We start from the raw sequence: 21,898 nt of genomic DNA, 5'->3' as shown, positions 1-21,898 counted from the left end.
CATGAGCGGATTTTGGAATGGGAAAAACGTATTTGTGACTGGATGTACAGGACTATTGGGAAGCTATCTCGTCAAGGAATTGATTGATCAAGGTGCAAACGTAACTGGGCTTGTGCGTGATCAGGTGCCTCGATCGAATTTATATCAAGGCAGTCAATTCGAAAAGATGAATGTGGTGCAAGGTGCATTGGAGGATATGCAAACGATTGAACGTGCGTTAGGAGAATACGAAATTGATACTGTCTTCCATTTGGCGGCGCAGGCCATTGTTGGGGTCGCAAATAGACACCCTGTTTCTACATTTGAAGCCAATATTTTAGGGACATGGAATGTACTGGAGGCTTGCAGAAGACAGCCGCTGATCAAACGAGTCATCGTGGCATCAAGTGACAAAGCATACGGCGATCAGGAGCAGCTTCCATACGATGAAGATATGCCGTTAAATGGGAAACATCCGTATGATGTATCGAAGAGCTGTGCAGATTTAATTTCTCACACGTATTACAACACATATGGTCTTCCGGTTTGTATTACACGCTGCGGCAATTTATACGGGGGCGGGGATTTAAATTTCAACAGAATCATTCCGCAAACCATCCAGCTTGTGTTAGAAGGAGAGGCACCGGAAATTAGAAGTGACGGGACATTTATTCGTGATTACTTCTACATTGAAGATGCGGTCAAGGCTTATTTGCTGCTAGCTGAGAAGATGGAGGAAAAAGGGCTCGCTGGAGAAGCATTTAACTTTAGTAATGAAATTCAGCTGACGGTGCTTGAGCTCGTGGATAAGATTTTAAAGGCAATGGGCAGTGAACTGAAGCCGCGTATTTTAAACCAAGGAACGCATGAGATTAAGCATCAATATTTGTCGGCAGAAAAGGCGAGAAAGCTGCTTGATTGGAAGCCTGACTATTCCATTGATGAAGGTTTAGAGAAGACGATTGAATGGTACCGCGAATTCTTTCAAAAATAGAGGTGTAAGTAGATGAACAGCATATATTGTACGGTTCTATCAAGTGGAAGACTTTATCAAGCCATTGCGTTTTTCTTATCATTGAAGCAAGTAGAAGATGATGCTGTCATCAAGACGTTATGTATGGATGATGCTGCATTTGATCTGCTTCATCAAATGAATTTTCCTCATGTCGATCTTGTTCATGTACGGGAGCTCGAAACGCCGGAGCTGCTGGAGAAAAAAGAGGAACGGGATGCCTCGGAATATTGCTGGACATTAAAGCCGATTTGGATTGAGTGGTTATTTGAACAGGAGCAGGCAGAGGGCGTAACCTATCTTGATGCGGATTTATTTTTTTATGAGAGCCCGAAAGCGATTTTTCAACATCAGCCGGATGCCTCTGTTTTACTCTCGAGAGGGGATATTGTGATTCCGAGCTTCGATCCTGAGGAAGTGAAGATGCTTCAGAAGCTTTTAGGACGATATAACTCAGGCTTCCTGTATTTTAAAGGAGATGAAGCCGGCCGGAAATGCCTCAGCTGGTGGAAAGAAGAATGCTTGAAGGAATGCAAAAATGCGCCGGGAGAAGGCAAGTTTGGCGATCAAGGATATCTGGATCATATGCCGAAGCTGTTTGAAAAAGTGGAAGATATTCAAACAAAAGGCGTGAATATTGGTCATTGGAACTATGGGCAGCATTCTTATCGGGAAGAGAATGGACGTATTTTGCTGGACGATGGGCATCCGCTCATTTGCTATCATTTCAGCGGCTTTCGCATCGTGAGCAAGGATGAGATGCAGCAAATTCATGAAAAAGGGAGAAATGATCTGCCGTTTTTCCAAGAAGCCTATCGAAACGTGCTGCGCCATGTGATTGAATCTGTTGAGAAGGTCGATCCGCTGTTTAACGGCTATGCCAAATTGGAGGGGGATGACGCATGAATGAGAAGCCAAAGGTAAGCGTCATTATTCCAAGCTATAATGCCAAAGAGCGTTTAGAAGGGAGTCTTTTTTCCTTAACGCTTCAGGATACGGATATTCCATTTGAGGTGATTGTCGCTGATAATGGGTCAACGGACGGCACGATGGAAATGCTTGAGAACATTGAGGTGAATTTCCCGTTTAAAAAGGTACGTATTCCTGTCAATCAAGGGATTGCCAAGGGTCGCAATCATGCCATTCGCGAGGCGGAGGGAGACCTGCTGATATTCCATGACAGCGATATGCTGGCAGAGCCGCAATTTATTCAAAAGCATGCGGAGGCACATGCTGTTCATGAGGACCTTGTGATTTGTGGTGTATGCTGGAAGCGGATTTATCGTTATTTTTACGAAGCATTTGATCAGGATCATATCAATCGGTTGAAAAAGCAAGGCTTGTATAAGCGGAAAATGAAAGATAAAACGCCTCTTTTATCAATGAAGGAAGTTGAAAATGGTGGATTTCTAGAGAAAAGCTTCGATTTGCAGTCTGAGTTTATTGATATTCTCAAAGACATTTTGCGCACGTATAACTATGATTTAGGCTCTTATGAGCTGCCGTGGCGATTTTTTATTACGAATAACTCCTCTGTCAAACGTAAGCATGTCATGGCACTCGGGATGTTTGATGAAAATATCGTTCGGTACGGGTTTGAGGATTATGATTTAGGAATTCGTCTGCATCAGCTTGGTCTCTCGTTTGAATTGCGAGAGGATATCATGAGTGTGCATCAGGAGCATCCAAGTAATTTAACGTCATTTGATGACATCAAATATAACATTTTGTATATGTGCGAGAAGTACAACAATATTGATGCCATTGATGTCCATTTGGCTTTCTCTGGTCCATTTTCTCACACCGTCACAAATGACATTGTGAAAGAGGTCCGGCAGCTGCGTGAAAATCCGGCATTCGATGGTCTGCTTTCTTATTTTTTAGAGCTGCTTCATTTGATCACAGAGCGGAATGTAGGCATCAAACGCGATAAAAAAGATCAGCTGACAGCAAAGCGTGTCCCTTTGAAAAAGTTGTCAGAAGCAGCGCAGCTTGCACGGCAGGAATATGACTGCACAGTGCTTGTAGAAGCCATTCAAGGGCTGACGAAAGAGCTATTACGCGTTGATTTGTTTCAAGTGGATGTGTTGTAGATGGCGTCTTATCATTTTACAACCATTGTGTCGAATACCCATATTTTTAAGCTTTTGGCGCTGATTCATTCGCTTGAACAAACCGCCCATTCATTCAAGTTGTCGGTTTTATGTGCGGACCCTTTGGCTTACAAGGTGTTAAGTGAATTCCCTCATCCGCACGTTCAATATGAACAGCTTGAAGACATTGAAGATGACACGCTGCGAAAGGCAAAAGATGATCGGACGTTCCATGAGTATTGCTGGACGTTAAAGCCTGCTTTTCTGCTCAAAATCCTTGAGTCCTCAGAAGCGGATTATCTCGCCCATTTGGATACGGATTTGTATTTTTATCATGATCCAGAGGCGGTATTTGCAGAGAATCCGCTCGCTCATTTATTTTTGACGGATCATATGAATTCCAAGCGGTTCTATCACTTTTATGAGTTGTCTGGCCGCTTTAATACTGGATTTGTCGGCTGCCGCAACACAGACGTTGCCAAACAGGCGGTCACACAATGGAAGGAAAACTGTCTTGCACACTGTACAGTAGAAATGGATACAGAAAATAAGACTTATGGAGATCAGCGGTATGTTGAAAGATGGATCGATGATTTTGAAGGGGTCCATGTGGTGACATCTAAAGGAGCCAATGCCGCCATTTGGAATATTGAAAACTACAAGCTTTCAGTTGTGAAAGGGGATATGTATCTCGACGAATGTCCACTCTTGTTCTATCATTTTTCTGCCTTTACGATCATTGATGAGAATACCTTTAATCTTAATTGGTATTACTATATGACAGAACAAAATCTAGTGGATCATCTATATATTCCGTATGCCGATTTGGTTCATCAAAAAATTAAACAGGTGCAAAAGGTCTTTCCAGAATTTCAGCAAGGGTTTATTGCAAAGAAGCACGTTCCTGACACGCATTTTTATGAGATATGAAAAAACCGCTCAATAACTGAGCGGTTTTCTCCTTTTTATGATTCATTCCATTTGGAGATGGTTTGATCGCTAGGTAGTAAGAAGGCCAGGATGCCTAATATCGGTAAAAAGGCGACTCCGATCATGGTAGGCGTTAAACCGAAGGCATCAATGAATGAGCCTAGAGCGACTGATCCAATTGCACCCATACCAAACGCAAGCCCAACAGTTAAACCAGACATTGTGCCAATTTTCCCGGGAAATAGTTCTTGAGCATAAACGACTGTGACAGAGAAGCTTGATGTCAGAATGACCCCAATCAGTCCAAGTAAAACATAAGCAAAAACAGGTCCGGCAAATGGCAGCAGCAGGGCAAGTGGAAAGGATGCCAATAAGGAAATTAAAATCACGGTTTTCTTGCCGAAGCGGTCTGCAAGCGGTCCGCCTAAAAATGTCCCAATTGCACCTAGAATGAGAAATAAGAAAATATAAGTCTGTGATTCTTTAATCGTCAATCCATATTGTTCAATCGCATAAAACGCATAGAAATTCGATATCGCATTCCCATACCAAGAGCGGGCAAAGATGAGAAAGACGATAATGCCAAGTGCTGTGAGTGCTGACTTACGATGAATATCAGATCTTGCAGCTTTTGCTGGAGCCTTTTTCGCTTGAGCTCGAATGGTTTGAAGTCTTCCTGCGTACCATCTTGAAATATAAAGAAGGAAACCGACAGCAATCATTCCAACAATCGTAAACCAAGCCACGCCTGGCTGACCGAGAGGGACGAGCATTAATGCAGCGATCAGCGGAGCAAAGGCTTGACCTGTATTTCCGCCTACTTGATAGATGGACTGTGCAAGTCCTCGTCTTGGACCAGCTGCCATGTTGGCAACACGAGAGCCCTCTGGATGGAAAATTGCAGAGCCGAGTCCGATAAAGACAACGCAAAGCAAAATGGTGGCAAAGGAAGGCGCAAACGCAAGCCCGAATATACCGACAGCACTAGAAAATAAAGCAATCGGGAGTGCATAAGGCATCGGCCGTTTATCTGTATACCACCCAATAGCGGGCTGCATGACGGAGGAGACCATATTTAATGTAAAGGCAATCAGCCCTAATTGTGTAAAGGTCAGCCCCATTGAGCGTTCTAAAATAGGGAACATCGCAGGAATAACGGCTTGCAATGTGTCGTTCAGCATATGGCAAATGCCAATAATCAATAAAATGGGGTAAACCGTTGATCCGGTGACAGAATTTTGAGGTTTATCCTTTGTACGAGCAGCAATAGCCAATGAGACTTCCTCCTTTCATTCAACTGTTTTCTATTTTGCATTCTTCTCATTTTATTCATAAGGTGAACTATAAAACAATAGCAAATTGTCATGATTTAGAAAAAAGAGACACAAGTGCTTGTGTCTCTAAAGGGTTATTGATAAAAAGATGCGATCACAGGCTTCATTTTTTGAATGACGAGTCCGCTTCCGCCGCGGTTTTTCACACCTTCAATCATGCCGACGAGGACGTAATCTTCTTTTTTAGGATTAAATGCAAGTAAAAATCCATTTTCAGAACCGTCTGTTGCCCCTTGTTTGCTCTTCAGCTCTGCCGTTCCTGTTTTAGCGGCAATATCAGCTCCTTCAATTTGTAAGGAGTGAGCTGTACCGTTTGGACTGGTCACGACCTGAGTCAGCGCGTCTTTCACTGAGTTTGCCGAGTCTTCTTTGATGATTTGTTTTGGTGATGCTGTTTTTTCATCTTGAACGACTCGAGGATAGACAAGCTTGCCTCCTGTTGCAAATGGAGAATAGGCATGTACTTGTTCAATCGGTGACATGAGTAATTCGCCTTGGCCATAGGCAGAGTCAGCAAGTAAGATGTCCGATTGAATGCCATCGTTCGATACTTGTGCTGGTTTCATTGTAAATGGCATGTGCAAATCTTCGCCAAACCCAAATGCTTTTACTTTTTTCTCGTAGGTGTCTTTGCCAATTTCCAGTGCTTCCTGTCCGAAGTAAATATTGTCTGAGTACACGAGGGCATCGACCATATTTACGTTTTCTTTATCGTGAACCCGTGTAATTCGATAATTGCCCCAAGATTGATCCTTTTGCCATTTCAGTCCATGAATGGTGCGTACTTTATTAGGTTTTGTGACACCTGTTTCCAGCCCGATGGCCGCTGTAATGGTTTTGAATGTAGACCCTGGTGCATACCGGCTCGCATACCGAGCTTGGAATGGGAGGTCTGGGTTTTCACTGTATACCTGATATTGCTTAGGTGTGATCCCGTTTGTCATGAGATTGACATCGTAGGAAGGGGCGCTGACAAGCGCTAATAGATCCCCCGATGATGGATTCATGATCGTGACGGCCCCTTTTTCACCTTTTAGCTGTTCATAGGTTTTTTTCTGTAAAGAAGCATCAATGGTCAGCTTCACTGTTTTTCCATCTTTTCGATCTGATTTTTGCAATGTTTCTTCAATGCCTGTTTCATCATGGACGATCAGAATGCTTCCGCCATCTTGTCCACGCAGGTTTTTGTCAAACGTGAATTCAAGGCCGGTTTTGCCGATGATTTGATCTGCTTTTAATGCCGGATTTCTTTTGATATCATCTGCATTTGCTTTTCCGACATAGCCGGTGAGATGGGCGGCGGCTTCGTTATAAGGATAGTAACGCATTTCCTTCGTTTGATAGGTGACGCCTTTTACATCCTTTGGAATCGGCTTTTGCTCTAACATTGATTTGAGCGGGACAAACGTGTCGTCTGTGACCCATGCTTGTTTCAGCTGATTGTCGATTAGTTCTTCATCTATATCAAATGCCTTGCTGATTTTTTTGATATTGCGTTCTTTTTCTTTCCCTGTCCCGAGTTTACCTGGGATGATGCCAAGTGCGTTTCCACCAGTTGTTTCTGCCAGCGTACGCCCTTTTCGGTCTACAATGTTTCCACGGACAGCAGGGTCTGATTTGACTTTGATAGTATCTCCCTTCTCCATTTGCGGGAAGATGAGATTTGGCTTCCAGTCCACTTTCCACTTGTCATCTTCTTCTGAGAGAACGCCCTTGTAAGAAAGCTTGTGCAGCTTGCCAAAAGACGTTTTCATTGTCACATCATAGGAAAATTGATACTCATTTCCTTTGTCCTGTTTTTCGACGTTGAGCTTTGATATGTTCAGATCATAAGCACCAATTCCGTTAAAGATATTGTCATATTTTTCGGCTAGTTGTTTTTTTGAGAAGTCATTGGCTTTCAAAGACGTACTCGTTACCTCATCAGCCAGCTTCGTAAAGTCTTTCTTCTCCAATTGTTTCGTAAAGGATTGAGCCGCTTTTAAAGCCTCTTTTTCTTTTGAGAAAAGAGTATCTTTTAAGAAAAAGAGAGCAGCTGCTATCACGATGATGCTAAGAAGAGGAATAATGAATTTTTTCTGTTTCCAAAATGATTTTCTTTGATCCTTATACAATGAAAACACCTCAATTTTTGATTAGATCTTCTATATTTTACAGTGATTGCACATGATTTGTATAGTTTCTCCTATGAAAATAGACCAAGGCATCATGTCATGGTATTGGAAATGGGAGTAAAATGACAGCTGTTTTTATGAAAGATATCTTCATTTTTTCATATGATTTAAAGGATTTCTTAAGAGATCATCGAATGTGGAAAATTAGAAAAAATATGACAAGCGCTTTCAATAGGGGGGAATTGTTATCGTTTATAAAAAAGTGAATGTAATTGGACTTATTCTTGGACCGACACTCTTCTTGCTCGTTCTGTTTCTCATACCTGAAGATGAATTGACCTATGCTGCGAGGGTAGTCTTGGGCATTACGGCTTGGACGGCAACATGGTGGGTGACAGAAGCACTGCCCATACCTGCAACATCTTTATTGCCCATCATCCTACTGCCGACACTTGGCGGGCTTTCTATGGAACAGACATCAAGGGCTTATGGAGATCCGATCGTTTTTATGTACATGGGAGGATTTATGATTGCTATTGCCATTGAAAAATGGAACTTACATAGAAGAATGGCCTTACACATTTTGAGGGTGATTGGCACAAGAAGTGATCGCATTGTATTAGGTGTCATGATCGCGACTGCTTTTTTATCTATGTGGATTTCGAATGCAGCGACAGCCCTGATGATGCTCCCAGTGGCACTTGCAGTGATTAAAGAGGTCAAGGCTAATGAAATCTTATCTGGTCCATCTCTTGATCGATTCAGTAAAAGCATCTTATTGTCGGTTGCGTATTCAGCGTCAATTGGTGGTCTAGCAACACTTGTCGGATCTGTGCCAAATGCGGTGTTTGCTGCGATGTCAAAAAAACTGCTAGATCGGGAAATTATGTTTTTTGAATGGTTTTTGTTTGGTTTTCCTGTTGCGATGATTCTGCTCATTCTCTTATTTCTGTATTTGACCAAGGTACAGTTCAAGGTAGAGCACACAGGTGAAATGAGTGTAGCGTTCATTCGAAAGGGATTAGAGAATTTAGGAAAAATGAAACAAGAGGAAAAATGGGTGTTTGTTGTTTTTCTCATGACGGCGTTTTTGTGGATTTTTAAGCTCTTTTTGTTTGGAGGGATCACCGTATCTGATACGTCTATCGCCATTTTCGGTGCCATGCTGTTATTTCTCATTCCAGCAACAAATGGAGAGAGAATATTAGAATGGCAGGATATGAAACAGCTGCCGTGGGGGCTTTTGCTTTTGTTTGGAGGTGGGCTTTCGCTCGCTACGGGCTTTGCAGAAACCAATCTAACGGGATGGATTGGGGAAAATCTACAGCATTTAAATGGGCTTTCGTATATCGTGCTGTTGATCATTTTAACGGGAGCGATTTTGTTTATGACTGAAATTATGTCGAATACAGCTGTTGCCAATATGATTATTCCGATTACGGTAGGGCTTGGGCTTGCGATTGGTATGGAGCCATATGGGTTAATGGCTGCGGCTGCTTTGGCTTCTTCATGTGCGTTTATGCTGCCGATCTCCACACCGCCAAACGCCGCTGTCTTTAGTGCGGACGTGCTGAAAATATCTGATATGGTCAGGGCAGGCTTTTGGTTAAATATCATCAGTATTGTGGCGATTGTCCTTGCGGTGTATTTCTGGCTCCCGATTGTGTTTAAAAGCTGAGCGGGTTAAGAAGATGGCTTTGATCGAATCGAGACCGTCGGTGTTTTTGTTTCTTTTGGCTTCGGTGGTGGTGTGGATTTTTGATGTGAGTGTCCTTTGGCGTGTAATAAGCGTGTTAGATCCAGACATGGTGGACTCAAATTCAGCCAAAAACAGCGTGATTTAAGCAAAAAAAAGAGACCGGGAAACCCCGTGTCTCTTTTCTAATGTGTTTCATTAAGATGACTTTTTCGTCTTGCATAGGTGAAGTAAACAACGACACCAATGGCTACCCAGATAAGGAAGGCTCTCCAAGTCACCCATGAAAGGGTCGTCGCAAGTGTGATACAAATGACCGCACTGATAATCGGAAGAACAGGCACGAATGGTACTTTAAACGCTGCTTTGACATTCGGGTGCTTTTTCCGTAAAACAATGACGGCAATTGAAATCACTGTAAAGGCTGCAAGTGTACCGATACTCACTAAATTCGCAAGCGTCGATAAATTCACAAAACCTACGATACATGCTGCGACAGCACCTGTCAGCCAAGTGTTGGCAACGGGTGTTTGCGATTTTGGATGAACATTTGAGAAAATTTTTGGCATGAGTCCATCGCGGCTCATCGCAAAGGTTAAGCGAACCTGCGCATAGACCAAGGCAATTAAAACCGTTGTGATCCCAATAATGGCACCGGCTGATATGATACCTGCCACACTATGAAGGCCAACGACTTGAAGAGCAAATGCGACAGGGTCACTGACATTCAGTTTCGTATAGTGAACCATGCCGGTTAAGACAAAGGACACACCGATGTATAAAACGGTACAAACACCGAGCGCTCCGATAATGCCAACCGGCATCGCCTTTTGCGGATTTTTGACCTCTTCAGATGCATTGGCGATCGCATCAAATCCGAGATAAGCAAAAAAGACTGTTGCCGCGCCTGCGATTACTCCTTCAAAGCCCATCGGCATAAAGGGTGTCCAGTTTTCAGGTTTGACGTAAGCAAAGCCTGAAATGATAAAGAGAAGGACGATGGCAATTTTGATTAACACAATGATGTTATTCAGCTTCGTGCTTTCTTTGACGCCTCTTGAGACGATAAAGGTGATGAGTAAAATAATAAGTGCGCCTGGAAGGTTAAAGACGGCACCATCAGCGGCTCCAGGTGCAGCTGATAAAGCCTTCGGTATGTGCAGACCGAATCCACTGAGCAGTGATTGAAAATAGGACGACCATCCACTTGCTACAGCAGAGAGCGCAATGACATATTCAAGCATGAGATCCCAGCCCATTAAGAAGGCGAGAAATTCCCCAAGTGTGGCGTAGGAATACGTATAGACGCTTCCTGACACAGGAATGGACGAGGAGAATTCAGCGTAGCAAAAAGCAGCAAGGGCGCATGCGATCGCAGCCAAAATAAAAGATATAATAATCGCAGGTCCCGCATCCTTTGCTGCCGCAACCCCCGTAATCACAAAGATACCAGTCCCGACCACGCAGCCAATGCCAAGCAAGATTAAATCAAACGTATTTAACGATCGGCTAAGCCGCTTCGTTTGACTTTCAAGCATGAGCTGGTCGAGAGACTTTTTTCGAAATAAAGAACTCATGTTGACCTCCTAATGGATAAATCTTTTCGTAAGACGAATGTTAGTATATGCGTAATTGACAATTTAGTCAATTGGTTGAAAAACGCTTTAAATCACTAAAGTGTTAAACATCACAATCGAATTTGTGCATAAAAAGAGACATCCGCTGGCAGGTGGAAGGCGGATGTGGTGACGGGGGGATCTATGTCTGTTCAGCAAATATTTTTTCATTGAACAGCACACTTGGATGAGTGGGGTAATGGGCGGAGGAGGCAAGATGATGTGTCTTGGCTTTTTCCAAATCGCCGAGCTGATAATAACAATAGCAAAGCTGGAGATGTGGATACCACGTTTTATACTGTGTGAGTGTGAAGGCTGTTTCGTTTTCAGGAGCCTTCAGCGCCTGCTCATACCAAAAGATCGCTGCCTGATGTTTATTTTGTATTTTTAGATGATCCCCGATCCGGCAGCAAAATTCTGGACGGGGCTGATCGTATAAGAAAGAACGTAATAATGAGGATAAAGCCGCTTCCTCGAAGCCTACCGCATAATAGCAGTCGGCTAAATATTGGCATGTGCGAATTTCATCCTCAATCCAGCACTGTTTTGTCGCTAAAAATTCATGATAAAAACGAATCGCCCTGACATGCTGCCTGTTATCTCTTAATTCATTGGCAAAGTAAAAGAGATCACGTGGCGTCATGTCCTCTCCTTTTGCGAGCATGTCTTCATAAATTCGCAGGTTGCGCCCAGGCTCACCAGTGGTTGTTTTCTTGCGCTTTTGATGTGTGACGGCTATATCGGCTGGAAAGATGTTGCCATACACTTGAAGAAACTCATGTACGGCCCCGTACCACTGAAAGTTCAAGACACGTTTCACAAGGCGATTTCTTCTATATTTAAAATTCACCCGACCGTCTTGATCAAATCCCACATGATAAAACATTGAGACGGCATCCACCGAAGGATCAAGCGTCTCTTTGAGCTGAAGAAATTTTTGACGGTCTTCTTCTAGTAGAACATCGTCTGCATCAAGCCATAAAATATACTCTTTCGTTGCATGTGAGAAAGCGAAATTGCGGGCTTTTGCAAAGTGCTGAACCCATTCGAAATCAAGTACCTGTGCTGAAAAGGAGTGAGCAATCTCCTTCGTACGATCTGTTGACCCTGTATCAACGATGATCATCTCATCTACAATGTCTTGGACAGAGGAAAGGCAGTCCGCTAACACCTCCTCTTCATTTTTCACAATCATACATAAGCTAATGGTTACCATCTTTAGATCACCTCTTCATAGTGTATCGAGCAGCAAAAGGAAACATTCTTTTCAGCAGCGGGTTTTTTAAAACTAGTTTTCTGCTACCGGCTGATTTAAAATAAAGGGAGAATCTATGTAAGGGCTGATAAAAATGAGTTTATTGAATGTTGAAGGATTATATAAAACATATGGCGAGAAAACGCTGTTTGATCATATTTCTTTTCATATAGAACCAAGGGAACGCATCGGATTGATTGGACCAAACGGAACAGGAAAGTCAACGCTCCTAAAGGTCATTGCAGGACTTGAATCGTTTGAGGAGGGTGACATCACGAAGGCAGGGACACTTGATATCGAATTTCTTGAGCAAGACCCTGAAATGAGCGGGAATGAAACGATTCTTGATTACATTTTTTCTGGAACGGCACCCATGATTCAAACGATGAAGGCATATGAAAAGGCGCTAGCCGATTTAGAGCATGATCCGCAAAATGAAGCAAAACAAGAAGCGCTCATGCGCATGCAAAATCGAATGGATCAGGAAGACGCATGGGATGCGAACCTGTCAGCAAAAACGATTTTGACAAAGCTTGGTGTCAAAGATGTGAGCCGCTCTGTTCATGCATTATCAGGCGGACAGAAAAAGCGTGTCGCGATTGCTAAAAATTTAATTCAGCCCGCGGGATTGCTGATTTTAGACGAGCCAACCAACCATCTCGATAATGCAACGATTGAATGGCTCGAAGGATATTTGAGTCAATACAGCGGTGCTGTCATTCTGGTGACGCATGATCGTTATTTCCTAAACCGTGTGGCCAACCGAATTTATGAATTGAATCAAGGGCAGCTCTATACGTATAAAGGAAATTATGAAGTCTTTTTAGAAAAAAGAGCCGAACGAGAAGCAGAAGCTCAGGTGAAAGAAACGAAGCGTCAAAACTTACTCAGACGAGAACTTGCATGGCTGAGAAGAGGGGCAAAAGCAAGAACGACGAAGCAAAAAGCTCGCATCGGCAGAGCCGAAGAGCTGATGGATCAAAAAGGGCCTGATGCGAAAGGAGAGCTTGATTTCGCTATCGGCTCGCACCGCCTAGGAAAACAAGTCATAGAGGCAGAAGACTTATCAATTTCATTTGCTGGCCAGACCCTTGTGGAGCGGTTTACAGATTTAGTCGTGCCGGGCGACCGGATTGGATTTATCGGACCGAATGGAGTCGGCAAAACGACTCTTCTTAACTGTCTAGCGGGTAAAATAGAACCGACTACAGGACAATTGACGATTGGACAAACCGTTCGCATTGGCTATTACACGCAGGATCACAAGGAAATGGATGAAGAACTGACCATCATTGAGTACATCAAGGAAACAGCTGAGATCGTCAAGACATCTGATGGCGCTATCGTGACAGCAGAGCAAATGCTAGAACGGTTCCTATTCCCAAGATCCATGCAGCGGACGTTTATTCGCAAGCTGTCAGGGGGAGAACGCCGCAGATTGTATTTATTGAAAGTCTTAATGGAAGAACCAAATGTTCTCTTTTTAGATGAGCCGACGAACGATCTTGATACGGAGACCCTCAGCATTTTAGAGGATTATTTAGAACAGTTTCCTGGCGTTGTTATGACCGTATCGCATGATCGTTATTTCTTAGACCGAGTGGTTCACCGTCTGCTTGTCTTTGAAGGTAATGGCCGCATTTCACACTTCCAAGGTGCTTACAGCGATTACATGGAGCAAGAAAAAGAGGCGAAGCGGACAGAGACAAAGCCTGCTGAGAAACAAGTAGAAGCGGCGCCTAAAAAGAGAAAAAAACTTTCTTATAAAGACCAGCTTGAATGGGACGGAATTGAAGACCGGATTCAGGCATTAGAGGAAAAACACCAGCAGCTTGAAGCAAGCATTGCGGAGGCAGGCAGTGATTTTGGAAAAATTCAAGAGCTGATGGACGAACAAAAAGCCGTTGCTGAAGAACTAGAACAAGCAATGGACCGCTGGACAGAACTATCGCTGATGATTGAGGAATTAGAGAGTCATGACTAAGAAATAAGAAACCTGTAGAGTTGATCTACAGGTTTTTTTGATAAGAGCATTTCGCATAGGCATCATGCTGATGAATGGATTCCTCATTACGACACTCGACTTGAAAGCCCCTGACCCATGGCTGCTCATATAATTCGATGGCCATTAACCTTGTGAGATCTTCTACAAAGCGTGGATTTTCATAAGCCTCTTCTGTCACTTTCTTTTCATCAGGTCTTTTAAGCACAGGATACAGCGGTGCACTCGCATTGGACTCAATGATATGTAAAAGAGCTGCTTTCATGTCGTTAGGGAATGATGCTTGTTCAAACAACTCTACCTGAATGGAAACAGAGCCACGCTGATTATGTGCACCGTATTCACTAATTTCTTTAGAACAAGGACATAATGTGGTGACTTGTGCATCGCAGCCAATATGACAGGTCCATCCATCCTTTTCATGAAAATGAATGTCATATGTGATTGTCGCATGCATCAAACCCGATTTCCCGGTGACTGGGCTTTGCTTTTCCATGTACCAAGGGAAGGAAACTTGAACCGAGGCAGATGACTGATTCATCTGACGGGCAAGCGCTGCTGTCAATGCTTTTAAGCTATTCACATCAAGCGGCTTTCCGCTTTCGTAAAACGAGTGCAGCTGTTCAGTGAGACGGCTCATATGAATGCCTTTTTCGTGAGCTCTCAGGGAGGTACTCAGTGCAAAGTCAGCAGAAGTTATTTGGTCCTGCGGTGCCGTTTTAGACAAAATTCGTACAGGATAAGACACGCGGCAGATGCCGACTTGTTCAAGATGAAAATAAAAGTCCTGCTCCGTCTTTTGGGTGTCAGTCATGTTCTCTTTTTGAGAAGGCTTCGTTCCAAGGCTTGGCGGTACAGATCCGAATTGTTGGTGTCGTTCTTTTTTGGGTGGAAAAGAAAACATGAGATCCCTCCTTTAAATCGTAATAATTCCTATTTATTTTGCATCAAAACACGAGAAAAATCAAGAGTGAGAACATTTACGTTTACGTTAAGGTTATAAAGGTGTATAATAAATCATGAATTGATGAGCAGGAGGCACTGGCAATGGAATGGATGAAAATTGATCAAGTGGCGAAAAGAAGCGGACTGACCAAACGGACGATACGTTTCTATGAAGAGATTGGTTTATTATCAGCACCAAAGCGGACAGAGGGCGGTGTCAGACTTTACTCAGAGGACGACATGGAAGAACTAGAGAAAGTGATGCAGGCAAAAGAGGTACTTGGATTTTCTTTACAAGAGCTTCAATCGTTTATGGAAATAGGAAAGCAGCTTGAGCTGAATAAAGAAGGTTACTTGCTGTCGCTTGATCCGAAGGAACGATTAGAGAAGCTGTTAGATATTGAGGCGCAGCTGTCTGTACAGCATCAATTGATTACAAAAAAGCTTGAAACGATCCAATCTTTTAAAAAGGATCTTGAAGCGATGAAAGAAAGAGCGGCTCATGCAATTGAGCAATTACAAAAATAAACACCTCTGCGTGTTTATTTTATTTTGTCAACATTTGAAGGAAAGGTTCTGATGGAATGAAGGAAGAAGAAGTGTTGAAACAGCGTACAAGTCTGCTTAGGCAGCCGAAAGCCGTCTGGGCTGTTGCCTTTGCGTGTGTGATTTCATTTATGGGGATAGGACTTGTGGACCCGATCTTGCCAGCCATTGCATCACAATTAGATGCATCTCCAAGTCAGGTCTCTCTTTTATTTACGAGCTACTTACTTGTGACCGGCTTTGTCATGTTTTTTACGGGCTTTATCTCTAGTCGGATTGGTGCGAAATGGACGTTATTAATAGGACTTATTTTTATTATTGTCTTTTCTGCTTTAGGCGGTACCTCTTCAACGATTAATGAATTAATCGGCTTTAGAGGCGGATGGGGCATTGGGAATGCCTTATTTATTTCAACTGCCCTCTCTGTGATTGTCGGTGTGTCTGTTGGAGGAAGTGCGAAGGCCATTATTTTATACGAGGCTGCACTAGGTCTTGGGATTTCGGTTGGACCGCTGCTTGGCGGAGAGCTTGGGACGATCTCTTGGCGCGGACCATTCTTTGGCGTTGCGGTGTTAATGCTTGTTGCTCTTTTAGCCATTACGTTTATGCTCCCGCCGATGCAAAAGCCTCAGAAAAAGGTGAAATTATTCGAGGCTGTCGGGGCGTTAAAATATAAAGGGCTTTTAACGATGGCATCTGCCGCTTTCTTATACAATTTTGGTTTCTTTGTGCTTTTAGCCTATTCGCCATTTGTGCTTCATCTGGATGAGCATGGTCTTGGTTATGTCTTCTTTGGATGGGGACTATTTTTGGCCGTGACATCCGTCTTCTCAGCGCCGGTCATTCATCGCAAACTTGGGACATTGACTTCCCTTGTGGTTCTGTTTGCTTCATTTGCTGTGATTTTATTCGGCATTGGGGTATGGACTTCACATGTTGTAGTCGTCATCTGCGGAATTGTTATTGCTGGGGGCATCCTTGGCATGATCAATACAGTGCTCACGACCGCTGTGATGGGATCGGCGCCGGTTGAACGTTCGATTGCTTCATCCTCTTATAGTGCTGTACGGTTTATTGGGGGCGCGATTGCTCCTTGGATTGCCGGCGTACTTGCTGAATCTTATACAGCAAGCACCCCTTACTATGTTGGGGCGGCTGTCGTTCTGTTAGGCATGATCATCCTGCTTCTTGGCCGTAAACATCTCGTCAATATTCAAGCAGGTCATTAAATAGAAAAAAGCCTTATATCTTATGCAGATATAAGGCTTTTTTGTTAAAGTACTTTTGTCGTCCAAGATTCACAATTCCATGTGTCGGTTGCAACATCTTGATAAAATTCAGGTTCGTGAGAGATCAATAAGACGCTCCCTTTGTATTCTTTTAATGCACGTTTTAGTTCTTCTTTTGCATCGACATCCAAGTGATTGGTCGGCTCATCGAGAACAAGTAAGTTGGTTTCTTCGTTGATTAGTTTGCAAAGACGGACCTTTGCTTTTTCTCCTCCGCTTAAGACAGACACGCGGCTTTCAATATGCTTTGTCGTTAATCCGCATTTTGCAAGAGCGGCTCTGACTTCATATTGCGTGTAAGAAGGGAAGGTACTCCACACCTCTTCAATACAAGTGTTGCTGTTTTGCTCTTTTACTTCTTGCTCAAAGTAGCCAATATGCAGGAATTCTCCGCGTTCCACCTCACCAGAAATTGGCGTGATTTCTCCAAGAAGACTTCGCAGCAATGTCGTTTTTCCGATCCCGTTAGCGCCGTATAACGCAATTTTTTGCCCGCGTTCCATTTTCAGATTCAATGGACGAGAGAGCGGTTCATCATAACCAATGACCAAATCTTTTGTTTCAAAAATCAATTTCCCGGAAGTTCGTGCCGGCTTAAAGTGGAATTCAGGCTTTGGCTTTTCTGCTGCGAGTTCAATCATATCCATTTTATCCAGTTTCTTTTGACGGGACATGGCCATATTTCTTGTGCTGACACGCGCTTTGTTTCTTGCAACAAAATCCTTTAATTCAGCGACTTCCTGCTGCTGCCTTTTATAAGCTGCTTCAAGCTGCTGCTTTTTGACTTCGTACACTTGTTTAAATTGATCATAATCACCAACATAGCGCGTGAGCTCTTGATTTTCAACATGATAAATCAAGTTAATGACACTGTTTAAAAACGGAATATCATGTGAAATGAGGATAAACGCATTTTCATATTCCTGTAAATAGCGCTTCAGCCACTCAATATGCTGCTCATCCAAATAGTTGGTTGGCTCATCGAGAAGGAGAATTTCTGGCTTTTCTAACAGCAATTTCGCAAGCAATACTTTTGTACGCTGTCCGCCGCTCAGCTCCGTCACATCACGGTCCAGCCCAAGATCCGTTAACCCAAGACCTCTCGCAATTTCTTCGACCTTGGAATCAATGATATAAAAATCATTGTTTGTGAGCGCATCTTGAATGACGCCAACTTCCTCTAACAGCTTTTCCAGCTCATCAGGATCGGCTTCACCCATTTTGCCGTAAATGTCATTCATCGCTGCTTCCATGGAAAATAAATAGTGGAATGCATCCTGAAGCACTTCGCGGATCGTTCTTCCCTTTTCTAGTACAGTATGCTGATCAAGGTAGCCGACACGGACATTTTTTGCCCATTCGACTTTTCCTGCATCTGGCTCCAGCTTGCCAGTAATAATATTCATAAACGTTGACTTTCCTTCACCGTTGGCGCCAATTAAGCCGACATGCTCGCCTTTTAATAAACGGAAGGAGACTTCGTGAAAAATGGCTCTGTCGCCAAAGCCATGGCTTAAATCTTTAACAGATAATATCATTTTTTTACACCTCAAATAGATTCAAAACGGCTAGTGCCTCTCATGATTATATCGAACTGTCCGGCTCGATAAAAGCATCAAAAGAAAAATTGCGTTTCAAAGCTGATTTTGAGATACTAAAGGATAGATTGAATGAGGATAAAGGAGATCGACATGATAGAAAATTGGGCATTTTTGAAAGAAGCAAAGCCATTTATTCAGGAAAACTTTCAAGCGGCTGGCTTCGAAAAACCAACAGCTATACAAGAAAAAACAGCAGAGTGGATTACGGAGAAGCGTGATGTGATCGCGGAATCGCCTACGGGAACGGGGAAGACACTGGCGTATGTGTTGCCGCTTTTAAATAAAATCGATGTGAATATTAAACACCCGCAAGTCTTAATCTTGGCACCTTCAAGAGAGCTTGTGATGCAAATTTTTGATGTCGTGCAAGAGTTCAAACAAGGGTCAGATATCAAAGCGGTCTCCTTGATTGGTGGAGCGAACATCAAAAAGCAGCAGGAAAAACTAAAGAAACACCCGAACATCGTTGTCGCAACACCTGGCCGTGTACAGGAATTAATCAAAATCAAGAAACTGAAAATGCACGAAGTCAAAACGGTCGTGCTAGATGAAGCAGATCAGCTTCTTGTGCCAGAGCATATGAAAACGATCCAAGCGATCATTAAATCCACATTAAAAGAAAGACAAATCCTCTGTTTTTCTGCGACGTTAAAAGAGGAAACGGTTCAACTGATTAAACAAATGACGTCTGAACCAGAAGTATTGAAAATTGCCAGAAGTGAGGAAGAAGCGCAGAAAGTAGGACACTATTATCTGTTATGTGATCAGCGTGATAAAGTGAAATTATTGCAAAAGCTATCACGGCTTGAGGACATGCAGGCGCTCGTCTTTGTGCGTGATATTACGAATTTAAGCATTTATGCAGAGAAATTAGCGTATCACCATGTCGACCTTGGTGTGCTTCATAGTGAAGCGAAAAAAGCAGAGCGTGCTATCATCTTAAAGGAATTTGAACAGCGTGAATTTCCGCTTCTCCTTGCAACAGATATCGCAGCAAGAGGCATCGACATTGACGATCTGCCGTACGTGATCCATGCCGACCTGCCAAACGAAGAAGGCTATATCCACCGTTCAGGCAGAACCGGGCGCGCAGGAAAAGAAGGGGCTGTCATCAGTCTTGTCACATCTCAAGAGCATGCAATGCTCAAAAAAATGGCGAAAAAGCTGAATCTCACGCTTCAGGAAATTGTTTATAAGCAAGGCCAGCTGCATCTTGCGCCCAAGCAAGCATAAAAAAAGGACCCTTCCACATGGAGGGTCCTTTTTTATTATGAAATTTTGACAAGCTGTTTTCCGACATTTTCCCCTTTAAATAGTCCAAGGAATGCATCAGGAATGTTGTCAAAGCCTTCAATGATTGTTTCTTTATAAGTCAGTTTGTCTTCTTTAACCCATTGTGCGAGATCTCTTGCAGCCTCTTCAAAACGATCTGAATAGTTGGCAACAATGAAGCCTTGCATCAATGCGCTTGTTTTAATGAGTTTTGTTTGCACACGCGGTCCGATGTCCTCGCTTGCGCTAATGTTATAAGACGAAATCGCGCCGCACACTGGAATACGTGCAAAGCGGTTCAAATGATTCATCACGGCATCAGAAATTTCGCCGCCAACATTGTCAAAATACACATCGACGCCGTTTGGACAGGCCTTTGCTATGGCATCATCTAAATCATTTGTTGTTTTATAATTAATCGTTTCATCAAAGCCTAGTTCTTTTAAATAAGCCAGCTTATCATCAGATCCCGCAATCCCAACGACGTGAGCGCCTTTGATCTTAGCAATTTGTCCCACAACGGAACCAACGGCACCTGCGGCTCCAGAAATGACAACGGTCTCGCCTTCTTTTGGCTGGCCAATCGCAAGAAGTCCGAAATAAGCGGTTTGCCCTGGCATGCCCAAAATGCCTAAATAATAGGATAATGGCGCAATGGATGGATCAATTTTAGTCAGAGATTCAGCTTTGGCTGTAGAATATTCTTGCCAGCCAAGGAATCCAAGAACAAAATCCCCTTTTTCAAATTGAGGCGATTTGGATTCAACGATTTCTCCGACAACACCGCCCTGAATCACTTCATTTAGCTTGAATGGAGGTGTATAGGATTTTGTATCCTGCATTCGTCCTCTCATATAAGGATCTACAGAAACATATTTCGTTTGAATCAAGACTTCGCCATCTTGCGGCACAGGTATATCGACTGTTTCAAAATGAAAAACATCTTTTGTAGGTAATCCTTTTGGACGTTTGGCTAATTGAATTTGCTTTTGTTGACTCATGTCAAATCCTCCCTTTCACTTGCAGCCTAGATTTACATTAACATGATGCTTCTTTTCATTCAAAACATACGGTCTTTTTCAAACACATACAAAAAAGCAGCCGCCATCTCATAGATGAGGACTACTTTTTTGGAAGTCAACAGAGAGGAGCGGCGGCAGACAGCCAAACAGCTGATACGCGTCCGCATCACGTTCTTTTAACAAATATTCGTTCGCATTTTGCATGGAGGCTTTCATCATATCGCGCGTCACAAAAGGAAAAAGGATATTCAAGTATGAGGACAACAGGTCTTGTGGATCTTGTTCAATCGACTCGATATCTCCAATGTTAATGATGATTGAAAAGAGATAATCAATGGAGATGCGAAAGTGCTGTTCAGCAAACAATGTAAGCGGCTTTGCTTTTGCTTCTTCAGGATTCCACTTCTGAAAAAGCTGTTTCACCAAATCACTGACAACCCAAGCATTAAACTGCTGCTCCGCTGAAAAGTAATACATCAGCTCTACCTCATTTCTAGCCTCCAGTATAAGAATTGTACAACAAAACAGCAGGGATGAATACAATATTTCAGAAAATTTAGTCATTTTTTCGGGCTTTTTGTCAAAAATAAGCCAATAGGCACGGTTAGTACACAATGTAAAATGGATGTGCTCAAGGAAGGTTTAATGACAAAAGTGACGGGTAAAAGATTCGTAAGACGCTAAAGGAGGAATATAAAATGAAACCTGTTGTAAGAGAGTATTCAAATGATGAGACACTTCAAAGAGATGTAGAGCAATTAAAAGCACTCGGTGTTGCAAGAGAGGACATTTATGTTCTGTCCCATGACGATGATCGTACAGAGCGTATTGCTGGAAATGCAGATGCTAATACGATAGGTCAAAGAGAAGTTGGACTTAAACATGCTGTTGGGAACATCTTTAGTAAAAAGGGCGATGAGCTCCGAAATAAAATCCATGAAATTGGTTTCTCTAAAGAAGAAGCTGTGAAATTTGAAGAACATTTAGATGAAGGAAAAGTCCTTCTCTTTGTGACAGACCATGAAAAAGTGAAAACTTGGGCATAAACGCCAACTGAAAAAAGCCTCTTACTTTCGTAAGGGGCTTTTTTTCATGCCATCATCTCTGAAGGAGAGGACACATCTTTTTTACTATAATAAGAAAAAACAGCAGATTGGAATAAACAGTAAATCACCTAATTGAAAATGCAGAT

Annotated in this window: 18 protein-coding genes; 10 read left to right on the top strand and 8 right to left on the bottom strand. The window is 42.9% G+C overall.

From position 1 onward, the window contains the following. Window position 1: 1 nt before the first annotated feature. From C6Y03_RS13345 to C6Y03_RS13330, 4 genes are read left to right on the top strand one after another with little or no spacing between them, the layout of a single operon-like run. Window positions 2-973 carry a GDP-mannose 4,6-dehydratase gene (locus C6Y03_RS13345; protein WP_041816148.1) on the top strand — a complete coding sequence of 324 codons (972 nt, stop codon included), beginning with the start codon at window positions 2-4 and terminating at the stop codon, window positions 971-973. Between the two features lie 12 nt (window positions 974-985). Beyond that, window positions 986-1,897, top strand: coding sequence for a putative nucleotide-diphospho-sugar transferase (locus C6Y03_RS13340; RefSeq protein ID WP_060595731.1), 912 nt, complete (start codon window positions 986-988; stop codon window positions 1,895-1,897). Next, window positions 1,894-3,084: a glycosyltransferase family 2 protein gene (locus C6Y03_RS13335; RefSeq protein ID WP_106039462.1), complete on the top strand. Its 1,191-nt coding sequence runs from the start codon at window positions 1,894-1,896 to the stop codon at window positions 3,082-3,084. Before C6Y03_RS13340 ends, C6Y03_RS13335 begins: the two co-directional genes overlap by 4 nt. After that, window positions 3,085-4,014 (top strand): putative nucleotide-diphospho-sugar transferase, encoded by a 930-nt coding sequence (locus tag C6Y03_RS13330; protein WP_106039461.1) that lies wholly within the window; start codon window positions 3,085-3,087, stop codon window positions 4,012-4,014. 35 nt (window positions 4,015-4,049) lie between these two features. Here the strand turns inward: C6Y03_RS13330 and C6Y03_RS13325 are convergent, their stop codons facing one another. Together C6Y03_RS13325 and pbp4 are read right to left on the bottom strand one after the other, a co-directional pair. Continuing rightward, window positions 4,050-5,288 (bottom strand): MFS transporter, encoded by a 1,239-nt coding sequence (locus C6Y03_RS13325; RefSeq protein WP_034664564.1) that lies wholly within the window; start codon window positions 5,286-5,288, stop codon window positions 4,050-4,052. A 134-nt stretch (window positions 5,289-5,422) separates the two neighbouring features. Next, a complete protein-coding gene (pbp4, locus tag C6Y03_RS13320) occupies window positions 5,423-7,462 on the bottom strand; it encodes a penicillin-binding protein PBP4(5) (RefSeq protein WP_106039460.1) in 2,040 nt (679 codons plus the stop codon). A 262-nt stretch (window positions 7,463-7,724) separates the two neighbouring features. On the opposite strand from pbp4, the gene C6Y03_RS13315 reads away from it, so the two are divergent. Further along, entirely contained in the window at window positions 7,725-9,140 is a 1,416-nt protein-coding gene (locus tag C6Y03_RS13315) for an SLC13 family permease (protein ID WP_060595735.1), read from the top strand. 203 nt (window positions 9,141-9,343) lie between these two features. Here C6Y03_RS13315 and bcaP read toward each other — a convergent pair whose 3' ends face one another. Then, on the bottom strand, window positions 9,344-10,735 hold the full coding sequence (bcaP, locus tag C6Y03_RS13310; protein ID WP_106039459.1) for a branched-chain amino acid transporter BcaP: 1,392 nt from the start codon (window positions 10,733-10,735) through the stop codon (window positions 9,344-9,346). A gap of 181 nt (window positions 10,736-10,916) precedes the next feature. After that, entirely contained in the window at window positions 10,917-11,990 is a 1,074-nt protein-coding gene (locus C6Y03_RS13305) for a tetratricopeptide repeat-containing glycosyltransferase family 2 protein (protein ID WP_060595737.1), read from the bottom strand. Between the two features lie 133 nt (window positions 11,991-12,123). Here C6Y03_RS13305 and C6Y03_RS13300 point away from each other — a divergent pair, with 133 nt between their 5' ends. Further along, entirely contained in the window at window positions 12,124-14,013 is a 1,890-nt protein-coding gene (locus tag C6Y03_RS13300) for an ABC-F family ATP-binding cassette domain-containing protein (protein ID WP_060595738.1), read from the top strand. A gap of 25 nt (window positions 14,014-14,038) precedes the next feature. Here the strand turns inward: C6Y03_RS13300 and folE2 are convergent, their stop codons facing one another. Further along, the gene (gene folE2 / locus C6Y03_RS13295) at window positions 14,039-14,935 is read right to left on the bottom strand and encodes a GTP cyclohydrolase FolE2 (protein ID WP_066031185.1); all 897 of its coding nucleotides are present in this window, start codon (window positions 14,933-14,935) and stop codon (window positions 14,039-14,041) included. A gap of 143 nt (window positions 14,936-15,078) precedes the next feature. Here folE2 and C6Y03_RS13290 point away from each other — a divergent pair, with 143 nt between their 5' ends. Both C6Y03_RS13290 and C6Y03_RS13285 read left to right on the top strand, forming a co-directional pair. Continuing rightward, window positions 15,079-15,504 (top strand): MerR family transcriptional regulator, encoded by a 426-nt coding sequence (locus tag C6Y03_RS13290; protein WP_060595739.1) that lies wholly within the window; start codon window positions 15,079-15,081, stop codon window positions 15,502-15,504. A 56-nt stretch (window positions 15,505-15,560) separates the two neighbouring features. Beyond that, a complete protein-coding gene (locus C6Y03_RS13285; protein ID WP_066031184.1) occupies window positions 15,561-16,751 on the top strand; it encodes an MFS transporter in 1,191 nt (396 codons plus the stop codon). Window positions 16,752-16,795: 44 nt separating this feature from the next. Here C6Y03_RS13285 and C6Y03_RS13280 read toward each other — a convergent pair whose 3' ends face one another. Beyond that, the gene (locus C6Y03_RS13280; protein WP_106039458.1) at window positions 16,796-18,349 is read right to left on the bottom strand and encodes an ABC-F family ATP-binding cassette domain-containing protein; all 1,554 of its coding nucleotides are present in this window, start codon (window positions 18,347-18,349) and stop codon (window positions 16,796-16,798) included. Between the two features lie 153 nt (window positions 18,350-18,502). Between C6Y03_RS13280 and C6Y03_RS13275 the strand changes: the two genes are divergently transcribed. Then, on the top strand, window positions 18,503-19,645 hold the full coding sequence (locus C6Y03_RS13275) for a DEAD/DEAH box helicase (protein WP_106039457.1): 1,143 nt from the start codon (window positions 18,503-18,505) through the stop codon (window positions 19,643-19,645). Between the two features lie 35 nt (window positions 19,646-19,680). Here the strand turns inward: C6Y03_RS13275 and C6Y03_RS13270 are convergent, their stop codons facing one another. Further along, on the bottom strand, window positions 19,681-20,685 hold the full coding sequence (locus C6Y03_RS13270) for an NADP-dependent oxidoreductase (RefSeq protein ID WP_106039456.1): 1,005 nt from the start codon (window positions 20,683-20,685) through the stop codon (window positions 19,681-19,683). A gap of 108 nt (window positions 20,686-20,793) precedes the next feature. Continuing rightward, window positions 20,794-21,183, bottom strand: coding sequence for a YfmB family protein (locus tag C6Y03_RS13265; RefSeq protein WP_060595743.1), 390 nt, complete (start codon window positions 21,181-21,183; stop codon window positions 20,794-20,796). A gap of 221 nt (window positions 21,184-21,404) precedes the next feature. Between C6Y03_RS13265 and C6Y03_RS13260 the strand changes: the two genes are divergently transcribed. Then, entirely contained in the window at window positions 21,405-21,752 is a 348-nt protein-coding gene (locus tag C6Y03_RS13260) for a YflT domain-containing protein (protein WP_106039455.1), read from the top strand. The last annotated feature ends 146 nt before the right edge of the window (window positions 21,753-21,898 follow it).

This window comes from Bacillus sp. LNXM65, from assembly GCF_002998575.1.
In the GTDB taxonomy this organism is placed as follows: Bacteria; Bacillota; Bacilli; order Bacillales; family Bacillaceae; genus Bacillus.
This window is presented reverse-complemented; position numbering and strand designations above follow the sequence as displayed.